This is a genomic window from Conexibacter arvalis, assembly GCF_014199525.1.
Taxonomy (GTDB): domain Bacteria; phylum Actinomycetota; class Thermoleophilia; order Solirubrobacterales; family Solirubrobacteraceae; genus Conexibacter; species Conexibacter arvalis.
Genome location: NZ_JACHNU010000007.1, coordinates 1 through 20,106 on the forward strand (window position 1 = coordinate 1; position 20,106 = coordinate 20,106).

15 protein-coding genes and 1 riboswitch are annotated in these 20,106 nt (G+C 69.6%); of the genes, 9 read left to right on the forward strand and 6 right to left on the reverse strand.

The features are described 5' to 3' along the window. Positions 1 to 460: 460 nt before the first annotated feature. Complete coding sequence (locus BDZ31_RS19540; RefSeq protein WP_183344302.1) at positions 461 to 1,465, reverse strand: glycosyltransferase family protein; 1,005 nt, start codon at positions 1,463 to 1,465, stop codon at positions 461 to 463. A 494-nt stretch (positions 1,466 to 1,959) separates the two neighbouring features. Here BDZ31_RS19540 and BDZ31_RS19545 point away from each other — a divergent pair, with 494 nt between their 5' ends. The 4 genes from BDZ31_RS19545 to BDZ31_RS19560 all read left to right on the forward strand — a co-directional run bounded on the left by BDZ31_RS19545 (position 1,960) and on the right by BDZ31_RS19560 (position 8,793). Next, positions 1,960 to 2,469: a hypothetical protein gene (locus BDZ31_RS19545; protein ID WP_183344304.1), complete on the forward strand. Its 510-nt coding sequence runs from the start codon at positions 1,960 to 1,962 to the stop codon at positions 2,467 to 2,469. 120 nt (positions 2,470 to 2,589) lie between these two features. Then, entirely contained in the window at positions 2,590 to 3,642 is a 1,053-nt protein-coding gene (locus tag BDZ31_RS19550) for a glycosyltransferase family protein (RefSeq protein ID WP_183344306.1), read from the forward strand. 163 nt (positions 3,643 to 3,805) lie between these two features. Further along, positions 3,806 to 5,959 (forward strand): TolB family protein, encoded by a 2,154-nt coding sequence (locus BDZ31_RS19555; protein ID WP_183344308.1) that lies wholly within the window; start codon positions 3,806 to 3,808, stop codon positions 5,957 to 5,959. A gap of 26 nt (positions 5,960 to 5,985) precedes the next feature. After that, positions 5,986 to 8,793: a hypothetical protein gene (locus BDZ31_RS19560; protein WP_183344310.1), complete on the forward strand. Its 2,808-nt coding sequence runs from the start codon at positions 5,986 to 5,988 to the stop codon at positions 8,791 to 8,793. 96 nt (positions 8,794 to 8,889) lie between these two features. Here BDZ31_RS19560 and BDZ31_RS25610 read toward each other — a convergent pair whose 3' ends face one another. Further along, positions 8,890 to 9,231: a rhodanese-like domain-containing protein gene (locus tag BDZ31_RS25610; RefSeq protein ID WP_183344312.1), complete on the reverse strand. Its 342-nt coding sequence runs from the start codon at positions 9,229 to 9,231 to the stop codon at positions 8,890 to 8,892. A 71-nt stretch (positions 9,232 to 9,302) separates the two neighbouring features. Between BDZ31_RS25610 and BDZ31_RS19570 the strand changes: the two genes are divergently transcribed. Next, entirely contained in the window at positions 9,303 to 10,616 is a 1,314-nt protein-coding gene (locus BDZ31_RS19570) for a D-arabinono-1,4-lactone oxidase (protein WP_183344313.1), read from the forward strand. A gap of 148 nt (positions 10,617 to 10,764) precedes the next feature. Here the strand turns inward: BDZ31_RS19570 and BDZ31_RS19575 are convergent, their stop codons facing one another. Continuing rightward, entirely contained in the window at positions 10,765 to 12,048 is a 1,284-nt protein-coding gene (locus tag BDZ31_RS19575; RefSeq protein WP_183344315.1) for an alanine racemase, read from the reverse strand. A 187-nt stretch (positions 12,049 to 12,235) separates the two neighbouring features. Further along, a riboswitch (cyclic di-AMP (ydaO/yuaA leader) is annotated at positions 12,236 to 12,397 on the forward strand. A 65-nt stretch (positions 12,398 to 12,462) separates the two neighbouring features. Between BDZ31_RS19575 and BDZ31_RS19580 the strand changes: the two genes are divergently transcribed. The 4 genes from BDZ31_RS19580 (at position 12,463) to BDZ31_RS19595 (ending at position 16,835) form a co-directional block, all read left to right on the forward strand. Then, positions 12,463 to 13,443, forward strand: coding sequence for a peptidoglycan-binding protein (locus BDZ31_RS19580; protein WP_183344317.1), 981 nt, complete (start codon positions 12,463 to 12,465; stop codon positions 13,441 to 13,443). A gap of 164 nt (positions 13,444 to 13,607) precedes the next feature. Continuing rightward, on the forward strand, positions 13,608 to 14,762 hold the full coding sequence (locus BDZ31_RS19585; protein ID WP_183344319.1) for an acyl-CoA dehydrogenase family protein: 1,155 nt from the start codon (positions 13,608 to 13,610) through the stop codon (positions 14,760 to 14,762). A 75-nt stretch (positions 14,763 to 14,837) separates the two neighbouring features. After that, positions 14,838 to 15,491 (forward strand): metallopeptidase family protein, encoded by a 654-nt coding sequence (locus BDZ31_RS19590; RefSeq protein ID WP_183344322.1) that lies wholly within the window; start codon positions 14,838 to 14,840, stop codon positions 15,489 to 15,491. A gap of 153 nt (positions 15,492 to 15,644) precedes the next feature. Then, a complete protein-coding gene (locus BDZ31_RS19595) occupies positions 15,645 to 16,835 on the forward strand; it encodes an acetyl-CoA C-acyltransferase (RefSeq protein WP_183344324.1) in 1,191 nt (396 codons plus the stop codon). A gap of 54 nt (positions 16,836 to 16,889) precedes the next feature. Here BDZ31_RS19595 and BDZ31_RS19600 read toward each other — a convergent pair whose 3' ends face one another. The 3 genes from BDZ31_RS19600 to egtB all read right to left on the reverse strand — a co-directional run bounded on the left by BDZ31_RS19600 (position 16,890) and on the right by egtB (position 20,042). After that, a complete protein-coding gene (locus BDZ31_RS19600; RefSeq protein ID WP_183344326.1) occupies positions 16,890 to 17,660 on the reverse strand; it encodes an SDR family NAD(P)-dependent oxidoreductase in 771 nt (256 codons plus the stop codon). Positions 17,661 to 17,759: 99 nt separating this feature from the next. Further along, positions 17,760 to 18,758: an L-histidine N(alpha)-methyltransferase gene (gene egtD, locus BDZ31_RS19605; RefSeq protein WP_183344328.1), complete on the reverse strand. Its 999-nt coding sequence runs from the start codon at positions 18,756 to 18,758 to the stop codon at positions 17,760 to 17,762. Continuing rightward, entirely contained in the window at positions 18,759 to 20,042 is a 1,284-nt protein-coding gene (egtB, locus tag BDZ31_RS19610) for an ergothioneine biosynthesis protein EgtB (RefSeq protein ID WP_183344330.1), read from the reverse strand. Between the last annotated feature and the right edge of the window lie 64 nt (positions 20,043 to 20,106).

Sequence of the window (20,106 nt, forward strand, 5' to 3'; positions counted from 1 at the left end):
CTGGACCTACAACCATCGCCGCCCACACGGCGCCCTCAGCCACAAGCCCCCGGCAGCCCGCCTCCGCGAGCTGAACAACCTGCTCAGCACTTACACCTAGCGATCTCGCGCGTCAGCAGTACCGTCGCGGTTCACGGCGGCTCCGGTCGGACCTTGCGAGTTTTCGAGTTGCGGCACGGAGCCTCCAATTCCCGGAAGGAGGCATTGGGTGAGCACGACCTTCTTGATGGGTTCCACGTGCGACGAGTGCCGTCTCGAGGTCGCGGACGCTTCGATGCGAGCCGCCGCAACTGCGATCTCGGATGAGAGAGCTCGACGATCCCAAGACGAAAGCTCTGCAAACAGCTGAGAGCCATCAAAATGGGCTCTTAGCCGTCAGAGCACCCACGACCGGGGTTTCATAGCCAGGGGAAGATCGACTTCAACGAATCCAGGACGACCCACCACGATCGCCGTCTGCTCAGACGGCCAGTCGCTGACGCACCTCCTCGAAGAGGCTCTCCCATTTCGAGACGTGGCGACCGATGCGTTGCGACGCGCCCCACTTGCCAGCGTGTTTCGCGAGCTTCTTGCGTCGACGGCTGTTCCCGACCGACGTCGACAGCGCTTCGAACCAGTCGCCGTCCGCAACCAGTTCGCCGCCTTGCTTCTCGCCGAGTCCCAGGTAGGGGCCGACAGGGGACGCGAGCCAGGGGACACCGAGCACCGCGTACTCCTTCAGCTTCACGTTGGACCGACAGCGGTTGAAGGGGATGTCGGCGATCGGCGCGATACCCACGTCGAACTCGGCGACGTGTCGGTCGAGATCCATGAAACGAATGTCGCGCACGTTGCGATATCGCGGATGGTCGATCTGCAGGCGCGCGCCGATCGTCACAACCTCGACGGCGGCGTGTGCGTCGAGCAGTGCCGCACAGGTCTCGCTGATCTTCAGCAGCGAGACGTCGAGGTGGTGCTCGGCACCAGCGAGCCACCCCACAACGACTCTGCCTCCGTTCCATCGGTTGGTCGGTCGCAGGTCATCACGAACGTAGTTCTCCAGAACGCGCACGTCAGAGGCACCGAGCTCGCGAAAGCGCTCCGCGAGCCCATGGCTTGGTGTGGTCACGACATCGACTGCCTGCAGTGTCTTGCTGAGGTCCCGCCGAAAGGTCGCACCTGCCATTCCTCTCATGGCGCTCGCGGCGATGTTGTTCTTCGGCACGGCCGTCTGATCGTCATCGTTGTCCCAGATGACGCCGACGCCACGCTGCTTCGCGTGGGCGATCGCATCGAGAATCCCGCGGTCGGAAGCGCGATGGATCAGCAAGACATCGCAGCCGAGGACCGGATCGAGACTCAGAGCGCCGCGTCTGTCGAAGGCCGGCACAGCCTCGTGGCCAAGACGCTGCAGCGCCTGCAGCGGGCCGAGCGCCCGATACCACGAATTTGGCGTTCGCAGATCGGCGAAGAACGCGATCCTCATCCCGCAGCCCCCTTCTGTCGCGGCAACCCCCGATATTCCGCCCTCGCGGAATCCAACAGCGCCTCGCAACTTCGCGACGGCATCGAAGCCACCATACCGATTGTCGACCGCCTCGGCACGATTCATCGCAAAAGCAACAGGTGCGCTGGGAGGATTGTCGGCTTCCGATGGTTCACGCAGCAGATTGCCGCATTTCCGGCCGCCGCCTGACCGCAATCTTGCTTGTGGTAATGCCGCTCTGGTATGTTGCGGCTGCTCGGCGTTGCGGCCGCAAGGGGGACTTGCTCCATGGTGCCGCGCACTGAGTTCTGGTCGCGGGCGAACGCAGCAGTCTGCATTCGCGTCTGCGTGCACCCATCACGAGAAAGGGGGGATGCCACCCGACCTTGCACAGCCGTGCGCGAGCACGGTGATGGCGGTCGTAGTCACGACCGCGTATGAACGTATGTGATAATCCACTCGCCAGTATAACTGGCGAAAACCGAGGAGAAACCATGAAGAAGCTGCTTCTGAGCGCGGCTCTCGCCGTCACGGCGATGCTCGCGTTCACTTCGGTCGCGTCGGCGACCATCATCTCGCCGGATCCTGGCAGACCGGCGACTGCTAACGGCACGATCGAGTTCCAGGGCAACATACTCACGGCGACGTGCAGCATGACGCTCAGCGGTACCGTCGCGACGACGACCACAGTCGACGTCGGTGGTGGCAGCGGTAACTGCAGCGCCGGTGCCCTGACCCTTTCAGGGTTCAACTGGCTGAAGACGGTCAACCTAGATGGAACGTGGAGCCTCTCGACGATAAGAGCGACCGTTGCCGTTCCGGTGGTCGGCAACTGCTCGTACGCCGGGACGATCGGCGGAACGTGGGCGTCCGATGGCGTCAACACCATACTAACCGTGTTCGATGAGCTGAGCTCTGTCGAGAAGACCGGCGGTAGCCCCCTGTGCATCAACGACCCGGTGCTCGCCGGGACCATGACCCTACTAGGGGTTGTCACGGGCTGAGCATTGCTTGTGACCGTGCCGTGAAGCGCGGTCGCTTGCACATGTAGTTGACGGGGCCGGCCTGAGGGCCGGCCCCGTCTGGCTTGTACCGGAGTTTGAACTGCGTGAGGGGGCGTGAGAATGCGAATCGCGGTGCTGTGTGATAGACGGATCGTGAATTCGCTGTATCGAGCGTCGATCCCGTTCGGCGCGCTGCAGGAGCGCGGACATGACGTACGGTGGGACGGGAACAAGGGCGCGTCATTCGACGTTGAGATGCTCGCCGGATGTGATCTCGTCTTCGTGCATCGGCACTTCGACCGCGACATGCAGCGTCTCGCCGGCGCGTTGCGCGACCGAGGCGTTGCGCTGTGGTGGGACAACGACGACGACATACTTGCCGTCCCAAAAGGTGCGCCCGGCTATGAGTCTGTCGGAGGGTTGCGCGGGAAGCAGATCTTCGCGGGGATGGTGAAGATGATGCAGGCGGCCGATGTGGTCACGACACCGAGCGCCGTGCTCGCCGATAAGTACAGGGGCCATGGCGCTGCTGTCGTCACGGTGCTGGAGAACTACCTCCCGAACGGCGCTGTTGTTGGTCGCAGTCGGAGACGCCGAGAGGGTCCGGTCATCGGATGGATCGGCGGGCTGGAGCATCAAATCGACGTCGAGGCGCTCGGAATCGCATCGGCGCTCGATCGTGTTTGTGGCCGACACAGAGGGGCGCGAGTGGTCTCGGTCGGCGTCAAACTGTCGATGGACGCTCCGTACGAGCACATCCCCGGCGTGGCGTTCAGTCGCCTTTCCGAGGTGGCCGCGGGCTTCGACGTCGGTATCGCGCCTCTCGCGGACATTGCGCTCAATCGTTCGCGCTCGAACGTGAAACTGAAGGAGTACGCGGCGGCTGGTACGCCGTGGCTGGCATCCGCGATGGGCCCGTACGTCGGCATGGGTGAGCGTGAGGGCGGGCGGCTCGTCGCCGACGATGGATGGGCGGAGGCGGTGGAGCGGCTGTTGTCGTCGCGGTGGGAGCGCGGCCGGTTGGCACGTCGGGCGGCCAAGTGGGCGCACAGCCAGACGATCGGTGCGAATGTCGAGGCTTGGGAGCAAGTGGCGCGCGATGCGGTCGACCGTGCACGTGTCAGGCGGACAGCTGGTGCGCGGAGGCACGTTCGACCAGCTGCGGGTTCGTAGTTGCATCCGGCGCGTCTTAGCCCGATACTGGGAGACAGAAGCGTTTCTGCAAAGCGTTGTCGTAGGTCGCGCGCGACGCGTCGAGGAGAGGGAAGTTGATGACTGTGGAGGAGCAGGCATGTCGTGTCGTGTGACTGAGCGCGGCACTCGGCGTCGAGGTCGCGTGCTCGCGAGCCTGGTGGCGGTTGGTGCGTCCGGGGTGGTGCTGTTCGCGCCCTTGCAAGCACAGGCCGCCCCGGAAGGCATGGCCTATGAGATGGTCTCCCCGCCAGCCAAGTACAACGGCGGCGTCGTGTTCGGTCAGCGTGCGTCCGACGACGGCGATGCGATCGCGTTCATCATGAATGCTGCGACTGGTGGTGACGCGGCCGCCTACGCGCTCGCACCCTACGTCGCTCGTCGTGGGGCCACCGGCTGGGAGACGTTGCGTGGGGCGCCACACATCCGATCGGAGTTCCGCGGATCGGGAAACGTCCAGGCGCTGATGGTCGACTTCAACGACGACTTCTCGTCGATCGTGCTGCGCACGAACGATCGCATCGATCCCGCTGACATGGAAGCGCCCGCCAGCAGAAGCGCTGACTTCGGTTACGACTTCTATCGCTTCGGGCTCGGGACCGATACGGGCACGTGGCTCAGTCGGCCGATCCCATCCCTCGCAGCGGAGTATGCCGCCGGCGGCAACCTCAGCACCGCCTACGCTGGGCAGTCGCGCGACGGGGAGCACGTCTTCTTCCTGACGACGAGACGGTTGACCGCAGATGCTCCGAACAACACGTCGCCAAAGCTGTACGAGGCGTTCGACGGAGCGGTCCGACTCGTCTCCGTCAGACCGGACGGGACACCGCTCACGACCCAGGCGTTCCTCGGGACCAGCACGTCGACTCGCACCGAGAGCGACCGTGGCACGAGCGCGATCTCGGACGACGGCGCTCGCGTGTTCTGGTCCGGAGGGATAATACCCCGAGCACTCTACGTGCGAGAGAACGGGAACACGACGATCCCGATCTCGGTCTCGCAGAGAACGGGCTCAGTCGGGACGCTGGCTGCCGGGGACTTTCTCGCGGCGTCGCGCGACGGGTCGATCGTGTACTTCTCCAGCTTTACGCAGCTCACGGACGATGCGACGGCCGGGGGAGGTGTGTACCGCTACGAGCTCGATAGTGGTGACCTGACCTTCCTGGCAAGAGGAGCGACGACGAATCCGGCGATGGCCTCCGACGACGGCTCTCGCCTGTACTTCCTCACGACTGCTACGCCGACGCCTGAAGGGCAAGCCGGTGCAAGCAATCTCTATCTCTGGGATGACGGTCAGCTCAGATTCGTCGCGGCGACCGGTACTTCGGCGCCGGTCAGCGATCCTCGCCTGAACGTCTCGCGTGATGGACGGTTCGTCGTCTTCACGTCGCGTCGCCAGATCGACCTCCGGCACGCGGACGGCGTCAACCAGGTGTACCGCTATGACGCTCAAGCCGACGAGGTGAGCTGCGCCTCGTGCCGGCCTGACGGCGAGGTCACCGAGGGCGAAGCGCGAATGCGCCCCTCGACATCCAGATACGCGATACTCGCCTCGCCGGCGCTCGTCGCTCCGCGCAACATGTCTGTGGACGGGCGCGTCTTCTTCGAGACGGACGAGCCACTCGTGACCGCCGACCGCAACGGCTCGACGGACGTGTACTCGTTCGACGGGACGGACGTGACGCTCATCTCGAGCGGTACCGGGGATGGCAGCGACTACGTCGACAACAGCGAGGACGGCGACAGCGTCTTCTTCTCGACCGCAGAGTCGCTGTTGCCGCACGACCATGACGGCGGGTATCCGGATATCTACGTGGCTCGCACCGGTGGTGGCTTCCCGTTTGAGATCAACGAGCAGACGCCGTGTCGCGAGGATGCCTGCCAGGGCTCGCCGACAGCCCCGCCGCTGATCTCGATCCCTGGAAGCGCGCAGACCGCGCCGGACGAGTCGGGCGACGAACCGGCTCCGAGAAGCGTCACGTTTCGGTTGACGCGGCCCTCGGCGAAGCAGCGCCTTGCCTTCGCGAGACGTGGACGCATCACGCTCCGAGTCGGCGTTAGTGCACGCGGTACGGTCACCGCCGTCGCACGCGCGAGAGTCGGAAAGAGAGTGCGCGGTGTCGGCAAGGGTTGGGCCGTCGCGTCGAGACGCGGCTCCGTCCGCCTGACGATCCCGCTCAACCGAGCAGTCCGCTCGAGGCTCGGGCGCAGAGGCGTCGCCGTGACCGTGGTCGTGCGCCACTCCGCCGCTGACACCAGCAAGCGGATGAACCTGCGGCTGAGACGCGGTGCCCGATGAGAGCGAGAACCGAGAAGAGGACGACCGTGACCACGTCGAACGCGCGCCGGATGCTCGCAGCACTGGCGCTCGCCACCATCGTCGCCGTCGTGTCGGCTGCGCCGGCGTCGGCGGAGTTCGGCTTCGAGTACTTCGAAACCGACACCCATACGCCCGTGCCGGACCCGGACGGCCCTCCGGCACCACCGAGCAGACACGTCAACCAGGCCGGCGCCCACGCTGACTCGACCCTGCGGTTTCGGATGAGAACCAAGGTCGACGAGTACGGCAACACCATCCCGGATGGATCATTGAAGGACGTGGTCGTCGACCTCCCCGCTGGCTTCGCTGGCAACCCGCAGGCCGTGCCGCAGTGCCACCCGGCGGTCTTCAACAACCTCGCGGCAGGGAGCTGCCCGCCCAGCACACAGGTGGGGGTGGCGAAGACTGAGATCCCCGCCGGCAACCTCGGTGAGCCGAACGCCATCTACCAGAGCGCAATCTATAATCTGGTTCCTTCCGAGGGGGAGACCGCGGCGTTCGGCTTCTACGTCGTGTTCACGCCGGTGAAGATCGTCGCTTCGGTTCGCACGGACGGCGACTACGGCCTGCGCACCACAGTCTCGAACATCAGCCAGGCTGCGACGGTCTTTGGGCAGGAGTTGACGTTGTGGGGGGTTCCTGCAGACCCGGTCCACGACTACCAGCGCGGCCGGAACACCGTCATAGAGAGCCGTCCTGCAGGCATTGCGCCCAGACCGTTTCTGACGCTCCCGGCGACGTGCCCCGGTCCGATGACCAACACGATGAGAGCGCGCCCGTGGGGTGGCGGCGACTGGGAGACGATCACCGAAGTCACGACGAACCCCGACACGGGCCTGGAGGAAGGCCCGCAGCACTGCGAGAAGGTGCCGTTCGATGCCAGACTGACGATGCAGCCGAGTGATACGCGCGCCGGACAGCCAGCGCCGTACACGGCCAAGCTCAACGCCGCGTTCGATGACCACCCATCAGCGCTCGGTAACGCCCACATCAAGGATGTGCGGGTGACATTGCCGGAGGGGACCGCGATCTCACCGCCCAATGCTGACGGCCTCCAAGCGTGCTCGCCCGAGCAGCTCAAGCTCGGAAGCACCGATGACGCGACCTGCCCGCAGGCATCCAAGATCGGTGAAGTGCAGGTGGACACCCCGCTGCTGTCCGGCCCGCTCACGGGCGAGGTCTACCTTCGCAGTCCGACGAGAGAGCAGCTGTTCGCGATCGCCCTCGTCGTTCGCGGGCATGGATTGATCATCAAGCTGCCCGGCGAGATCTACCCCGACCACAGAACCGGACAGATCACCACCGAGTTCAGAAACAACCCGCAGCTGTCATTCGAGCGGATGACGCTCAGATTCAAGGGTGGGCCGCGGGCGCCGTTGACGAATCCGCAGACATGCGGCGTGCACACGACCACGACGACGATCACGTCGTGGGCCGGGCACAGCCAGACGTCGACCGATTCGTTCACGATCGACAAGGGGCCTGATGGCGGTCCTTGCCGTCCGCTCGGCTTCTCGCCGAGCTTCCAGGCTGGCTCCGTCGACCCGACCGGCGGCGGCTCGTCGACCTTCTCGCTGACGTTCGGCCGCTCTGATGCCGACCAGGACCTGCGCGACATCACCGTGCAGATGCCCGAGGGCGTGACCGGCAAACTGGCGCTCGCCGAGCAGTGCGCTGACGCCCTCGCGGCGGTCGGTGCCTGCGGCGAGGAGTCGAAGGTCGGCAGCGTGACGGTCGGTTCCGGCGCGGGCAGCAACCCGTTCTACCTGCCCGGTCGGGTCTACATGACCGGTCCGTACAAGGGCGCGCCGCTCGGACTCGCGATCGTCGTGCCGGCGGTCGCAGGACCGTTCGACCTCGGGACGGTCGTCGTTCGCGCTGCCGTGCACGTCGACCGCACCAGCGCGGCGCTGCGCGTCGTCGCCGATCCCATGCCGACGATCCTCGAGGGAGTGCCGCTGCGGGTCCGCACCGTCAACGTGCGGATGGACCGGCCCGGCTTCATGGTCAACCCGACCAGCTGCCGCGGCAAGACGGTCAGCGGCGTCATCAACTCGACGGCCGGCGCCAGCGCCGCAGTCAGCAGCCGCTACGCGGCCGCCAACTGCGCTCGCATGCCGCTCAAGCCGAAGATGGTGTTGAGAGTCGGTGCGAGAGGGCGGACGCGGGTCCGGATCACGACGCCGTTGACGGTGACGTTGACGCAGACGCCGGGTCAGTCGAACCTGCGGATCGCCGACGTCGACCTGCCGCGGTCGCTGGCCTCGCGGTTGGAGGTCGTCACCGAGCGGGTCGCCTGCACGCCGGAGCAGTACGCGGCGGAGAGATGCCCGGCGCATGTCGGCACGGCGACGGCGGTGACGCCGCTCCTGCGGGATCCGATGGAGGGCAAGATCTACCTCGTCAGAAAGCCCAACCAGTCGCTGCCGGACCTCACGGTGCGCCTCAAGGGCACCGGGGTGACGAGAGCGATCGAGATCGACCTCGTCGGAACGATCAACATCGAGCGCGACCTCTCGCTCCGCACGAGATTCCGCGAGGTCCCGGACGTGCCGATCTCGAAGTTCACGATGCGGCTGACCCCGGGCAGAAACGGCGCGATCGGCGTCGCGACCAACCTCTGCTCGCGAGAGGGCAAGCGGGACAGAGCGACGCTGCGCTTCCGCGGTCAGAACGGGAGATTCGTCATCCGCAAGCAGCGGCTGAAGATCAGCGGCTGCGCCGCGAGAAGAGCCGGCAGACCGGCGGCGAAGAAGAAGGCCGCGGCCAAGAAGAAGGCGGCCGCCAAGAAGCAGGCCAGCAAGAAGAAGTAGCGCCGAACGACGACGGCCGGGAGCGATGCCGCTCCCGGCCGTGACGCGCGACGAGGGCGCGGGCGGCCGGGAGGCCGGCCGCGCCCTTCGCGTTTCTCAGTGGTCGGCGACGGTGCCGTCGGGATCGGAGAGCGGGAGGCCGCCCTCGACCCAGGCGACGATTCCGCCGCTCATGTTGCGCGCGTCCCAGCCGGAGGCGCGGAAGGCGTCGGTCGCCATCTGCGAGCGGCCGCCAAGGCGGCAGTAGAAGACGATCGGCCGGTCGCGGTCGAGCTGCTCGGCCGCTCCCATCAGCTCCTGCAGCGGGACGTGCTTGGCGCCGGCGATCGCGCCGGCCTCGTGCTCGTGCGGCTCGCGGACGTCGATCAGCTGGATCTCGCCCTCGTCGGCGAGCAGCGCGTGGACCTCGGCGGGCGTGTGTTCCGTGGGCGTTGACACGGTCGCAAGGATAGCCGCGGATCGCTGGCCTGCCCGCGCGAAGGCCCATGCCACGGCAGTAGGCTCGGGACATGTGGCGCAACTGGGCAGGAGACGAGAGCTGCCGGCCGACCGCGATCGAGCGGCCCGGCAGCGTGGCGGAGGTCGTCGTGGCGCTCGAACGGGCCGCGACCGCGGGGGAGCGGCTGCGGGTGGCCGGCTCGGGCCACTCCTTCAGCGACGTCGCGTGCAGCGACGGGCGGCTGATGACGCTCGAGCGGATGGGACGGGTGCTCGACGTCGACCGCGCCGGCGGGCGGGTCCGCGTCGAGGGCGGCATCACCCTCAACGCGCTCAACGCCGCGCTCGCCGAGCACGGCCTCGCGATGGAGAACCTCGGCGACGTCGACGCGCAGACGGTCGCCGGCGCGATCGCGACCGCCACCCACGGGACCGGCGCGCGGCTGCGCAACATCTCCGCGCAGGTCGAGTCGCTCGAGCTCGTCCTCGCCGACGGCAGCCAGCTGACGGTCGCCGCCTCCGACGCCGACGCCGATCCGTACCTCGCCGCGCGCGTCGCCGTCGGCTCGCTCGGCGTCGTCACCGCGGTCACGCTCCGCTGCGTCCCCGCCTTCACGCTCCACGGCGTCGACGCGCAGGCGCCGCTGGAGGAGACGCTCGACCGGCTCGAAGAGCACGGCGCCGCCAACGACCACTTCGAGTTCTACGTCTTCCCGCACACGCGCACGGCCCTCACGCGCACCAACAACCGCGTCGACGGCCCGGCGAGACCGCGCTCGCGCAGCCGCGAATGGGTCGAGGACGTGCTCGTCACCAACCATCTCCTGCACGCCTTCTGCCTCGCCGGCCGCGCCGCGCCGCCGCTGATCCCGCGCATCAACCGCGTCGTCACGCGCCTCGCAGGCACCCACGAGGTGACCGACCGCAGCGACCGGATCTTCGCGACCAGACGGCTCGTGCGCTTCACCGAGATGGAATACGCCGTGCCGCGCGAGCACACCGCGACCGCCGTCCGCCGCGTGCTCGACCTGATCGACGAGCGCGGCTTCCGCATCCCCTTCCCGATCGAGGTCCGTCTCGTCGCCCAGGACGACGCCTTCCTCAGCCCCGTGCAGGGCCGACCGAGCGGCTACATAGCGGTCCACACCTTCAAGGGGATGGAATGGAGACCGTACTTCCGCGCCGTCGAGCAGATCATGGACGAGCTCGACGGCCGGCCGCACTGGGGCAAGCGGCACTTCCAGACCGCCGCGACGCTGCGCCCGCGCTACCCAGACTGGGACCGCTTCCAGGCAGTCCGCGCGCGCCTCGATCCCGACGGCCGCTTCGTGAATATGCATACCGACCGGGTGCTCGGACCGATCGCGGCGCCCGTGTCGGCGTGATCATGTCGCGAACGTCGCCGCGGCGGACGATCTCACCCTGATGCCTCACCCTCTGGTCGAGGGTGAGGTTACGCGCTTGACACCATGTCGACGTGGTGTCAGGGGGACATAAAGCGCCGCGGGGGGCATAAGCGCCGCGCGCGGCGGCTCACAGGAAGCACTGGCCCTCGCCGCGATAGGTCGGGACCGATTCGACGACGCGGTCGCCTTCGATCAGGTGAAGCGTCTCGAACCGCTCGCACAGCTCACCTGCCTTCGCGTGGCGGAACCAGACGCGGTCGCCGATCCGCAGGCCGTCGGCGGCGCGCCCTATCAGCGGCGTCTGGACCTCGCCGGCGCCCTCGCGGCCGTCGAGCCGCAGTCCGGTCGGCAGCACGGGGCGGGGGAGGCGACTGCGCTCCGCCGGTCCCGAGGCGACGTAGCCGCCGCCGAGCGCGGTCGCGACGTTGCGGCCGGGGCGGCGCACGACCGGCAGCGCGAACAGCGCCGCCGGCAGCGGCGTGAAGCGGGAGTAGGCGTCGAACAGGGTCGGGCCGTAGAGGCCCGAGCCGGCGGCCAGCTCGGTCACCGCAGGCTCGGCGGCGGTCAGCTCGAGGCTGCCGGTCCCGCCGCCGTTCACGAGCTCCAGCGGCGCGACCGCCTCGACCGCCGCGACGATCGCCGCCCGCCGCTCGGCCAGCTCGCGCGCCGACGCCCGTTGCATCGCCCGCAGCGCCAGGCCCATCGCGGGATTGCCCGGCGGCCGGTCGCCGACGCCGGCGATCTGCGCCTCGTAGGCCATCAGCCCGACGAGGCGGAAGCGCGGGCGGGCGACGATCGCGCGGGCGAACGCCGCCACCTGGGCCGGCGTATGCAGCGGCGAGCGCCTCACGCCGAGCCGGACGCGGCCGCCGAGCGGCCACCAGCCGGCGTCGGCCTCGATGCAGAGCCGGATCGGACGCGGCTCCGCCTCCTCGGCACGCCGCCCACGGCGGCGCACGCCGGGCGCGCCGCCCGCGGTGCTCGTGCCGCCGCGCGTCGGGCCTCCGTCGCCCGCGTCGGCGACCGCCCGCTCGATCAGGTCGAGCTGCGCGACGTCGTCGACCATCAGCGCGATTCCGGCGTCGTCCTCGCGCGCAGCGAGCCGGCGCAGCGCCTCCCGGTCGGTCGTGGGGTATGCGACGACGAGATCGCGCAAGCCGTGGTCGGCGAGCCACAGCGCCTCGGACAGCGTGAAGGCGAGCGTGCCCTGGAAGCCGGGGTCGGAGGCGAGCGTCCGCTCCAGCAGCGCGCGGCAGCGGATCGACTTGCTCGCCAGCCGGATCGGACGGCCGCCGGCGCGGCGCAGCAGGTCGCCGGCGTTGGCGTCGTAGGCCGCGAGGTCGACGGCGGCGAACGGCGCGTCGAGGTGCTCGGTCGCGCGGTTCAGGCGGTCGAGTCGGTCGCCGTCCACGCGCCAACCGTAGCGGGCACGCGCCGGCTTGGGTTCATAAAGCGTTTTTGCTGGACATAACCTGGCGCCCAGGCCTGCCGGCGCTCCATAAGGCGCCCCTACGCGCGCGATGCGTCCAGATCCAAGGGCTCGGCTCCATAACCGTTCGACATCGCTCCGCGGGCCTTGCTAGCCTGCTCGCCGTCGTTCGAGAACCCAGCCGAATCTTCGACGTCGCAACCGTCGGAGAGCGGGGGAACCAAAGAGTCCGGCAGGACTCCGGGGCGAATCGTCGTAGTCCCCACGACGTAGCGCTGCTCTTTCTGCGCGAGCCCGACAGCTAACCCCGCAGGCGCCCGAAAGAGAAGGGGTTGCACCTTGTCGTCCAACGCTGGTCGGTCTGCCATACGCCTTTCCGCGGTCGTTTTCGCGGCTGTGGCGACCGTGCTGTTCATCTCCTCGACGGCGTTCGCCGCCGCGCTCGGGAGACGCACCCTCACGCAGGGCATGAGCGGCCAGGACGTCCGCGTCCTGCAGGACTTCCTCACGAGAGCTGGTTTCTCCACCCCGATCGCCGGCGAGTTCGGCCCGATCACGGTCAGAAACGTCAAGGCGTTCGAGAAGCGCCACAGACTTCGCGTCGACGGCGTCGTCGACTCCGCGTTCGTCGCGAAGATCCGCTCGATCGTCGAGCCCAACGGCTCCCGTCGCGGGACGCGCGCCGTCGTCGGCAGAGGCAGCCGCCACCTCGGCGACCGCGTCCTCCGTCGCGGCATGAAGGGCCAGGACGTCCGCGTCCTGCAGGACTACCTCAACCGCGCGGGCTTCGACACGTCGATCGACGGCGCGTTCGGCCCGGGCACGCTCCGCATGGTCAAGCGCTTCCAGCAGGCGCAGGAGCTGAAGGCCAACGGCGTCGTCGACGCCAAGACCGTCGCCGCGCTCCGTCGCATCGGGGACGCCGACAGCGCCGGCGGCGCGAACTTCGACATGACGACCGTCGAGGCGCCGGTCGGCAGAGCGAAGCTCCTCTCCAACGGCCTCGCGGTCGCTCCCGCCGACGCCCCGCAGGCCGTCAAGGACGTGATCGCGGCCGGCAACGAGATCGCCACCAAGCCGTACGTCTACGGCGGCGGCCACGGCAAGTGGATCGACCGCGGCTACGACTGCTCCGGCTCGGTCAGCTACGCGCTCTACAGAGCGGGCCTGCTGAAGAACTCGATGCCCTCGGGCGGCTTCATGAACTGGGAGCAGCCGGGCAAGGGCGACTGGATCACCATCTACGCCCATGGCGGCCACATGTACATGGTCGTCGCCGGTCTCCGCTTCGACACGAGCGGTGCCAAGCCGTCGCGCTGGCAGACCGCCATGCGCTCCTCGTCGGGCTTCACCGTCCGTCACCCCGCCGGCTACTAGCCGCGCGGATCGCGCAAACGCTTCGCCCGAAGGGGCCGTGCCGGGAGACCGGCGCGGCCCCTTCGGCGTTTCGGGGTCGTGTGCCGACAGCTTCCGACCAGGTGGTATGTGCCCATCCTCGCAATTGGCGTTCCCGGCGGCGTCGCGCGAGTACGATCGGCCGCATGTCCGCACTTGCCGATGCCTACGCCCTCACCGACGAACAGCGCGACTTCCGCGACACGATCCGCAAGGTGGCCCAGGAGCGCGTCGCTCCCCGCGCCGCGGAGATCGACGCGAAGGCCGAGTACCCCTGGGACCTGCGTGAGCTGTTCTCGGAGCTGAACCTCTTCGGGCTCCCGTTCGAGCCTGAGCACGGCGGCACCGGCACGGGCGTGCTGATGCTCAACATCGCCGTCGAGGAGATCGCGAAGGCGTGCGCCTCGACCGCGCTGATGCTGATGGTCCAGGAGCTCGGCACGCTCCCGATCAAGCTGTTCGGCAGCGAGGAGTTGAAGAACCGCTTCCTGCCGAAGTGCGCGACGGGCGAGTGGACGCCCGCCTTCGCCCTCTCCGAGCCGGAGGCCGGCTCCGACCCGGGCGGCATGATCACCAAGGCTGTCAGAGATGGCGACGAGTGGGTCATCACCGGCACGAAGAACTGGATCTCGAACCTCGGCGTCGCCGACTTCTACATCGTCTTCGCCGTCACCGACCCGACCGCCGGCCACTCCAAGGGCATCAGCGCCTTCGTCGTCGAGAGAACGCGCGAGGGCTTCTCGGTCGGCAACTACGAGCACAAGCTCGGCATCAAGGGCAGCCCGACCGGCCAGCCGATCTTCGACGAGGTCCGCGTCCCGGCCGAGAACCTCATCGGCGAGGTCAACAAGGGCATGCACGTCGCGCTCGGCACGCTCGACTACTCGCGCCTCGGCGTCGCCGCGCAGGCGCTCGGCATCGCCCAGGGGGCGACCGACTACGCGGCCGCCTACGCGCGCGAGCGCAGACAGTTCGGCAAGCCGATCAACGCCTTCCAGGGCATCCAGTTCAAGCTCGCCGACATGGAGACGCAGACGGCCGCCGGCCGCGAGCTGCTCTACCAGGCGTGCGCGAAGGCCGACCGCGGCGACGCCGACCGCGGCAAGTACTCGGCGATGGCCAAGCTCTACAACGCCGACAACGCGATGCGCGTCACCGTCGAGGCGGTGCAGATCCTTGGCGGCTACGGCTACGTCAGCGAGTACCCGGTCGAGCGGATGATGCGCGACGCGAAGATCACGCAGATCTACGAGGGCACGAACGAGATCCAGCGCGTCGTGATCGCGCGCACGATGCGCTAGACCGCATTGCGCGGGCGGGTGGAGGCCGCCTGGGGTGGCCTCCACTTGCCGGTGCGACTAACGTAGGGGCAGGCCATGCCCGCTCCGACGCCTCAGCGCATCCTCCTCTCCGCCGCAGCCGCGCTGCTGCTCGGCATAGCGGTGATCACCGCCTTCAACGGCTTCTCGCCCGACTACCCGATGCGGCTGTTCCAAGGGATCGCCGTCGTCGTCGCCGCGGTGCTGGCGCTCGCGTTCGTCGCGTCGCTCGTCACCGGCTCGCTCGCCAACTGGCGCACGCCGGAGAGCGACGAGGAGTTCGAGGAGCTGGTCGAGCGCAGCGAGCGGCTCGCGCGCCAGGGCTCGTGGGGCGAGGGCGAGGAGGACTGGGAGGAGCTCGACGACGACGATGACGACGACCTGATCGATCCCTGGAACGAAGAGGACTTCAAGGCGATCGTCCGCTCCGCGATCGACGAGCTGCCGCTCGAGTTCCACCGCGCGCTCGAGCACGTCGCGATCGTCGTCTCCGACGGCGGCCGACGGCGCGGCGCCTACGGCCTCTACCACGGCGACACCGTCGCCCGCGACGGCTTCGCCGATCGCATCATCATCTACCGCGACACGCTCCTGCGCGACTTCGGGCACGACATCGACCTGCTGCGCGCGCAGGTGGTCCGCACCGTCCGCCACGAGCTCGCCCACCATCTCGGCTGGGACGAGGACGGCGTGCGCGGCCTCGGCCTCTGAGCCGGCGGCGCGCGGGCGCGCTACGCGAGCCCGAACCGGCGTCGGTTCCGGAAACGCCGGTTACCCTGGAGGCAGGCCCCCGTGGAGTGCGACCGCCGGGGATGACAACGCCCGTGGAGTGAGACCGCCGGGCACCTCACGAAAGGAAGCACCATGGCTGATGCCGTGATCGTCGACGCCGTGCGCACGCCGATCGGCCGCGCCGGCAAGGGATCGCTGCGCTCCGTGCGCGCCGACGACCTCGCCGCAATCCCGCTGCGAGCGCTGCGGGAGCGCAACCCGCAGCTCGACCCCGCCGACGTCTCCGACGTGATGATGGGCGCCGCCAGCGGCGAGGGCGAGCAGAACTACAACATCGGCCGCAACGCGCTGCTGCTGGCCGGCTACCCGATCTCGGTGCCGGGCTGCACGCTCAACCGCTTCTGCGCCTCGTCGCTGCAGACGCTGCGGATGGCCTTCCACGCGATCCGCGCGGGGGAGGGAGACGTCTACGTCGCCGCGGGCGTCGAGGCGGTCTCGCGCGCCGGCGGCTCGCCGATGCCCTTCCACCCCAAGCTCGACGGCTCGCCGGGCTCGCTGATGAACGTCTACATCCCGATGGGTCTGACGGCCGAGAACGTCGCCGAGCGCAAGGGGGTCTCGCGCGAGGAGCAGGACCGCTGGGCGCTGATCTCGCAGACGCGCGCGGTCGCCGCGCAGGCCGACGGCCACTTCGACCGCGAGATCGTGCCGGTCGACGTCCCCGAGCACGTCGAGACGACGCCGGAGGGCGAGGAGGTGACGGTCGCCGAGACGACCGTGAGCAGAGACGACGGCCCGCGTCCCGGCACGACGGCCGAGAAGCTGGCGGCGCTGAGACCGGTCTTCAGAGCCGACGGCACCGTCACCGCCGGCAACGCCTGCCCGCTCAACGACGGCGCCGCCGCGGTGCTGGTGACGAGCGCCGAGAAGGCCGCCGAGCTGGGCCTGAAGCCGCGCGCCCGCATCCTCGCCTCCGCGATCGGCGCGCTGGAGCCGGAGTACATGGGCCTCGGCCCGATCCCGGCGGTGCGCAACGTGCTGAAGCAGGCCGGCATGACGATCGACGACGTCGACGTCGTCGAGCTGAACGAGGCGTTCGCCGCCCAGGTCGTCCCCTGTCAGCGGGAGTGGGGGATCGACGACGAGAAGCTCAACCCGTTCGGCGGCGCGATCGCGCTCGGCCACCCCTTCGGGATGACCGGCGCGCGCATCATGACGACGCTGCTGAACGACCTCGAGACGCTCGACAAGAGCATCGGGCTGGAGACGATGTGCGTCGCCGGCGGCATGGGCCAGGCGATGATCGTCGAGCGGCTGAGTTAGCTCGATCGATGGCGCTCTGTACAGGACCATCCTGTGCAGAGCGCCGGTGATCGCTCACTTCGGCGGCATCCGCAGCGCGCCGTCGAGCCGGATCACCTCGCCGTTGAGCATCGGATTCTCGGCGACGTGGACGGCCAGGGCGCCGAACTCGTCGGGATCGCCGAGCCGGGACGGGAAGGGGACCTGGCGGCCGAGCTCGGTCCGGGCCGGCTCCGGCAGCGCCGCCAGCAGCGGCGTGTCGAAGGTGCCGGGCGCGATCGTGCAGACGCGGATCGCGTGCTGCGCCAGGTCACGCGCCGCCGGCAGCGTCAGCCCGACGACGCCGCCCTTCGAGGCCGCGTAGGCGATCTGGCCGATCTGCCCGTCGTAGGCGGCGATCGAGGCGGTGTTGAGGCAGATGCCCCGCTCGCCGCCGGCGTCGGGCTCGTTGCCCTTCATCGCGTCGGCCGACAGGCGCAGGACGTTGAACGTGCCGAGCAGGTTGACCGCGATCACGCGCTCGAAGGAGGCGAGGTCGTGCGGGCCGCGCTTGGAGGTGACGCGCCCGGCGTGGCCGATGCCGGCGCAGCAGACGCTGATCCGCAGGCCGCCGGGCAGCGCCGCCGCCTGCGCGACGGCCGCCGCGACCGCCTCGGAGTCGGTGACGTCGGCGCGCGCGAAGCGAGCGCGGCCGTCGCCCAGCTCGGCGGCGAGCGCCGCGCCCAGCTCCTCGTTCAGGTCCGCGATCACGACGTTCGCGCCGGCCGCGTGGAGCCGCCGGGCCGTCGCCGCCCCGAGGCCCGACGCGCCTCCGGCGACCAGTGCTGCGCTGCCTTCGATCTGCATCCGCGGGACCCTAGCCGCCGCGCGCGGCGACGAACGCCGGCAGCGCGGGGAGGCAGCGCGGGTCCGTGAGCGCTGCCCGGCAGCGCGGGCGCCCGCCGGTCAGGCCGGCGCCGCCAGCGACAGCGCGAACCGCTCGTCGCCGTCGGTGTGCCAGCCGGCGAGCCGCAGGCCGGCGGCGGCGAAGTCCTGCTCGACGCGCGTGCGCGTGAACTTGGCGCTGATCTCGGTGCGGATCTCCTCGCCGGCGGCGAGCTCGACGCGCAGGCCGAGCGCGCCGACCATCACCGAGCAGGGGCGCAGCGCCCGCAGCCGCATCTCGATCCACTCGTTGCGGCGGTCGAAGAAGGCGACGTGGGCGAAGCCGTCGAGCGGGAAGTCGGCCTCCAGCTCGCGGTTGACGACCCGCAGCACGTTGCGGTTGAACTCGGCCGTCACGCCGGCCGCGTCGTCGTAGGCGGCCTCGATCACCGCCGGCTCCTTGACGAGGTCGGTGCCGAGCAGCAGGTGGTCGCCCGGCCCGAGCAGCGCGGCGATCCGGCGCAGCAGCCGCCGCCGCGACCCGGGCGGGAAGTTGCCGATCGTGCCGCCGAGCAGCGCGACGATCCGCCGCTGCCCGCCGTCGGGGCCGGGGATCCGGTCGAGGTGGCGCTCGAAGTCGCCGACGACGCCGTGGACCCGCAGACCGGGGTACTCGGCGACGAGCTGCTCGGCGCTGGAGCGCACGACCGACTCGGCCACGTCGAAGGGGACGTAGCGGCGCAGCCTCGACGCGTCGCTCATCGCGTCGAGCAGCACGCGCGTCTTGGCCGCCGTCCCGGAGCCCAGCTCGACCAGCTCGGTCGCGCCGGTCGCGGCGACGATCGCCTCCGCGTCGCTCTCCAGGATCGACCGCTCGGCGCGGGTCGGGTAGTACTCGGGCAGCTCGCAGATCGCGTCGAACAGCTCGCAGCCGCGCTCGTCGTAGAAGTGCTTCGGCGGCAGCTCCTTGAACGGCCGCGTCAGGCCGTCGAGCACGTCGTCCGCGAGCCCGCGCTCGTGCGCCTCGTCGAGGTGGCTGTCGATCATGACCGCGGCGTCGGCGGTGCTCGGCGGGGCCATCTACACGTCCTTTGCGATCCGGAAGCCGGCGAAGATCTGGCGGCGCTGCGGGTGGTCCCAGTTGCGGAAGGTCGGCGTCGCGACGCGCGCGCGGGTCGCCCACGAGCCGCCGCGCAGGACGCGGTAGCCGTCGTCGCCGAAGAAGACCTCGCTGTACTCGCGGTAGGGCTCGGCGACGAAGCCCGGGTAGCCGTCGAAGCGGCCGGCGGTCCATTCCCACGTGTCGCCGACCATGCCGAGGCAACCGCTGGGGGCGGGGGCGCCGGCGGCGCCGACGGGCACCGTCCCGAAGGTGCGCCAGTCGACGTTGCCGGTCGCGGCGGCGAGCGCCTCGTCGCCGGCGGCGGCGCCGATCTCCTGGTCCCAGGTCGCCGCCTTCTCCCACTCGAACTCGGTGGGGAGGCGAGCGCCGTGCGCGCGGGCGAAGGCGTCGGCCTCGAACCAGGAGACGTGCACGACCGGCCGATCGGGATGGAGCGGCTCCAGCCGCCCCGCTCGCCACTCGCGGCCGTCGGCCGTCCAGCCGGCGGGGCGCTCGATGTCGTACTCCTCCTTCCACGCCCACGCCTCGCGCGACCACCACTCGCGGCGCTCGTAGCCGCCGCCCTCGACGAAGGTCAGGAAGGTCGCGTTCGTGATCGGCGTGCGGCCGATGCGGAAGGCCGGCAGCTCGCGCAGGTGGCGCGGCCGCTCGTTGTCGTAGGAGAAGCCGTCGGCGCGGTCGCGCCCGATCGCGCACGGACCGGCCGCGATCTCGATCAGCTCGAGGCCGCCGGCGCCCGGCGCGGCGGCGCCGGCGCTCCGCTCCTCGCGCTCGGCGGCCCGCGGCGGCAGCGGCAGCCGCGCCAGCTCGATCGCCTGCAGCATCGTCTCGCCGTGCTGCTGCTCGTGGCGCAGGACCAGCTCGTGCAGCAGCCCGTCGCCGAGCCCGCGGCGGGCGACCGCGGCGAGCGTCCGCTCGCGCACCGCCTCGAGGTAGGCGAGCGCCTCCCGGCGGCGCAGGAACGGCAGCGTCCCGCGATCGGCGCGCGGCGTCTCGAAGGCGTCGTAGACCTGCGCGAGGTCGGGGCGGAGCAGCGGCTCGCCGCCGAAGCGGTGGACGGCCCACAGGTCCTCGAACGCCGCGATGTGGCCGAGGTCCCAGACGAGCGGGCTCATCAGCGCCGAGTGGACCGACTCGACGGCCGCGTCGTCGAGGTGGGCGACGAGCGCGAGCGTCCGCTCTCGGGTCTCGGCGAGGAGGAAGAGCAGGTCGGTCGAGGGAGCTGCCGTCTGGCCCGGCATCGAGCCACAGTCTTTCACCGCATGCTCGAAACCGAAACCTGGAGCGTCGAAGCGCCCGGCCTCG

Coding starts and splice junctions, on each gene's coding strand:
- egtD (WP_183344328.1), bottom strand. CDS start 18,758: ATGGCCCCGCCGAGCACCGCCGACGCCGCGGTCATGATCGACAGCCAC.
- BDZ31_RS19585 (WP_183344319.1), top strand. CDS start 13,608: ATGTCCGCACTTGCCGATGCCTACGCCCTCACCGACGAACAGCGCGAC.
- BDZ31_RS19600 (WP_183344326.1), bottom strand. CDS start 17,660: ATGCAGATCGAAGGCAGCGCAGCACTGGTCGCCGGAGGCGCGTCGGGC.
- BDZ31_RS19545 (WP_183344304.1), top strand. CDS start 1,960: ATGAAGAAGCTGCTTCTGAGCGCGGCTCTCGCCGTCACGGCGATGCTC.
- BDZ31_RS19550 (WP_183344306.1), top strand. CDS start 2,590: ATGCGAATCGCGGTGCTGTGTGATAGACGGATCGTGAATTCGCTGTAT.
- egtB (WP_183344330.1), bottom strand. CDS start 20,042: ATGCCGGGCCAGACGGCAGCTCCCTCGACCGACCTGCTCTTCCTCCTC.
- BDZ31_RS19595 (WP_183344324.1), top strand. CDS start 15,645: ATGGCTGATGCCGTGATCGTCGACGCCGTGCGCACGCCGATCGGCCGC.
- BDZ31_RS19570 (WP_183344313.1), top strand. CDS start 9,303: ATGTGGCGCAACTGGGCAGGAGACGAGAGCTGCCGGCCGACCGCGATC.
- BDZ31_RS19540 (WP_183344302.1), bottom strand. CDS start 1,465: ATGAGGATCGCGTTCTTCGCCGATCTGCGAACGCCAAATTCGTGGTAT.
- BDZ31_RS19590 (WP_183344322.1), top strand. CDS start 14,838: ATGCCCGCTCCGACGCCTCAGCGCATCCTCCTCTCCGCCGCAGCCGCG.